The 2,639-nt window shown below is 70.8% G+C and carries 3 protein-coding genes; all 3 read left to right on the top strand.

Annotated elements, in window-relative coordinates; genetic code table 11:
• Positions 1–1,774, top strand: a 1,774-nt coding sequence (gene rho / locus ACRDSQ_RS05540; RefSeq protein ID WP_431419366.1) for a transcription termination factor Rho, incomplete at its 5' end; no start/stop codon positions are given.
• A gap of 216 nt (positions 1,775–1,990) precedes the next feature.
• Positions 1,991–2,281 (top strand): hypothetical protein, encoded by a 291-nt coding sequence (locus ACRDSQ_RS05545; RefSeq protein WP_431419367.1) that lies wholly within the window; start codon positions 1,991–1,993, stop codon positions 2,279–2,281.
• A 51-nt stretch (positions 2,282–2,332) separates the two neighbouring features.
• Positions 2,333–2,639: DUF222 domain-containing protein (locus ACRDSQ_RS05550; RefSeq protein WP_431419368.1), on the top strand; the 307-nt coding region annotated here is incomplete at its 3' end.

Below are 2,639 nucleotides of genomic sequence, written 5' to 3' on the forward strand. Positions count from 1 at the left end.
GGCCAAGACTGAGCGGCCCAAGGCCGAGCAGCCCGCCGAGGTCCGGCCCACCGCGGGAGCCGACAGTGCCGACAAGCCCGCCGAGGCGCCGCAGGAGACCGCGCGCGCCGAGGGTGTCCGCGAGAACCGGCGCCGTCGTGGTGCCAGCCGTCCGGCGGGCAGCCCCGAGGCGGGGGAGCAGGCTTCGGTCGTCGCCGAGCGCCCGGCCCGTGAGGACCGGCCCGCTCGTGAAGACCGTCCCGCTCGTGAGGAGCGTGCGGCCCGTGAGGACCGCCCGGCTCGTGACGAGCGTCCGGCCCGCGACGACCGCCAGCAGGGCGACCGTCCGGATCGGCAGCAGGGCGACCGCCAGCAGGGCGAGCGCCAGGACCGCCAGCGTGGCGACCGCAATGAGCGCGGTGACCGTGGTGACCGGGGCGAGCGTGGTGGCCAGCGCGGCGACCGCAACCGTGGCCGCGACCAGGGTGGCCGTGACCAGGGTCGTCAGCAGGACCGTCAGCAGGACCGCGACAACGGTCCGGACGACGACGAGGACGGCACCGACCGTCGTGGCCGTCGCTTCCGCGACCGTCGCCGCCGCGGCGGCCGAGTCGACGGCGTGGGCGGCCAGAACGACACGGAGGTCCGCGAGGACGACGTGTTGCTGCCCGTGGCGGGCGTGCTCGACGTGCTGGAGAACTACGCGTTCGTCCGCACCTCCGGCTACCTGTCCGGCCCGAACGACGTCTACGTGTCGCTCTCGCTGGTCCGCAAGTACAACCTGCGGCGCGGCGACGCCATCACCGGCCTGGTCCGCCAGCCGCGTGACGGTGAGCAGCAGCGGCAGAAGTTCAACCCGCTGGTGCGGGTGGAGACGATCAACGGCTTGGAGCCGGACGCGGCCAAGGTGCGTCCGGAGTTCACCAAGCTGACGCCGCTCTACCCGAACGAGCGTCTTCGTCTCGAGACCGAGCCGCACATCCTGACCACGCGTGTCATCGACCTGGTGATGCCCGTCGGCAAGGGCCAGCGCGCGCTCATCGTCTCGCCGCCGAAGGCGGGTAAGACCTCGGTGCTGCAGGCGATCGCCAACGCGATCACCACGAACAACCCCGAGGTCTACCTGATGGTCGTGCTCGTCGACGAGCGCCCCGAAGAGGTCACGGACATGCAGCGCTCGGTCAAGGGTGAGGTCATCGCCTCCACCTTCGACCGGCCGCCGTCAGACCACACCACGGTCGCGGAGCTGTCCATCGAGCGCGCCAAGCGCCTGGTGGAGATGGGCCACGACGTGGTCGTGCTCCTGGACTCGATCACCCGTCTGGGTCGCGCCTACAACCTGGCGGCCCCGGCGTCCGGCCGAATCCTCTCCGGTGGTGTCGACTCGACCGCCCTGTTCCCCCCGAAGCGCTTCCTCGGCGCGGCGCGCAACATCGAAGGCGGCGGCTCGCTCACCATCTTCGCCACCGCGCTCGTCGAGACCGGCTCCGCCGGTGACACGGTGATCTTCGAGGAGTTCAAGGGCACGGGCAACGCCGAGCTCAAGCTCGACCGCAAGATCGCCGACAAGCGCACCTTCCCGGCCGTCGACATCGACCAGTCGGGTACGCGTAAGGACGAGCTGCTCCTCCCGCCGGACGAGCACGCGGTCATGGTCAAGCTCCGCCGAGTGCTCCACGCGCTCGACAACCAGGCGGGCATCGAGTTGCTGCTCGACCGCCTGCGCAAGACCCGCACCAACATCGAGTTCCTGATGCAGGTGGCGAAGACGACCCCGTCGAGCAACGACGACTAGTCGCAGGTTTGCCGGAAAGGCCCTCGCTTCGGCGGGGGCCTTTTCCTTTGCGCCAGGCCATAGCCTCAGACCGTGGTGCCGGTAGTGATGGGTCCCCGGGCACCGCCGCCGCGGCGCTCGCGCGCGGGTGAACGCAATTGAGTTCACTTTGGTGGAGCCCCCGCCGTTCACCAGACTGCGTCCCGCCCAGCGAATCCTCATCGCCGCCCGCTCGCGATGGCGCTGCGGGGCGTGGGCAAGGAAGTCCACCTGGCCAGTCTCGCGTTCACCGAGTTGGGCCGCCTGGACCTGGACTCCTGGGTCGAGCCCGGCCTGGCGGCGGTCCGGTCGGACAGCGAAGGCAGCGACGACTACTTTCCCGAGCGCACGCTGGCTCGCCGGCCGGCGAGCCGCGAGCTTCCATCCACGGTCTACGCCTTCCCGAGGACCGGTGTCCGCCCGCTGCGGGCCGCCTACCTGACCCTGGTGAAGAAGCTGGGCAACGCACCGTGCTCCCCGATCGGGTGATCATGTCCTGAGCTGCAGACATGCGGCCGTTCGGGCGTTAAGGTCGAACATGTGTTCAGTGCTGATCGGGTCGCGGGGATGAGCGACGTCGAGGTGTTGGACCTGCTGCGCGATCTGGAGCGTGAGCAGGCCGCCCGCGACGCCGTGAAAGTCCGCGCGCTCGCTCGGATGGCCGCGCTGCGCCCCGATCGCGACGCCGGTGGACACCGGTTCGCCGGTGCCGAGGTCGGTGCGGCGTTGACGTGGACACCGAGCCGGGCAGCCACCGAAGTCGCCCGCGCCGCCCGTCTGGCCACCCTGTTCCCGTCCACTGTGGACGCCTTGGCCGCTGGGCGGATCGACCTGGCCCGGGCGCACG

The sequence above is a fragment of the Actinokineospora sp. genome, from assembly GCF_050699995.1.
GTDB lineage: Bacteria > Actinomycetota > Actinomycetes > Mycobacteriales > Pseudonocardiaceae > Actinokineospora.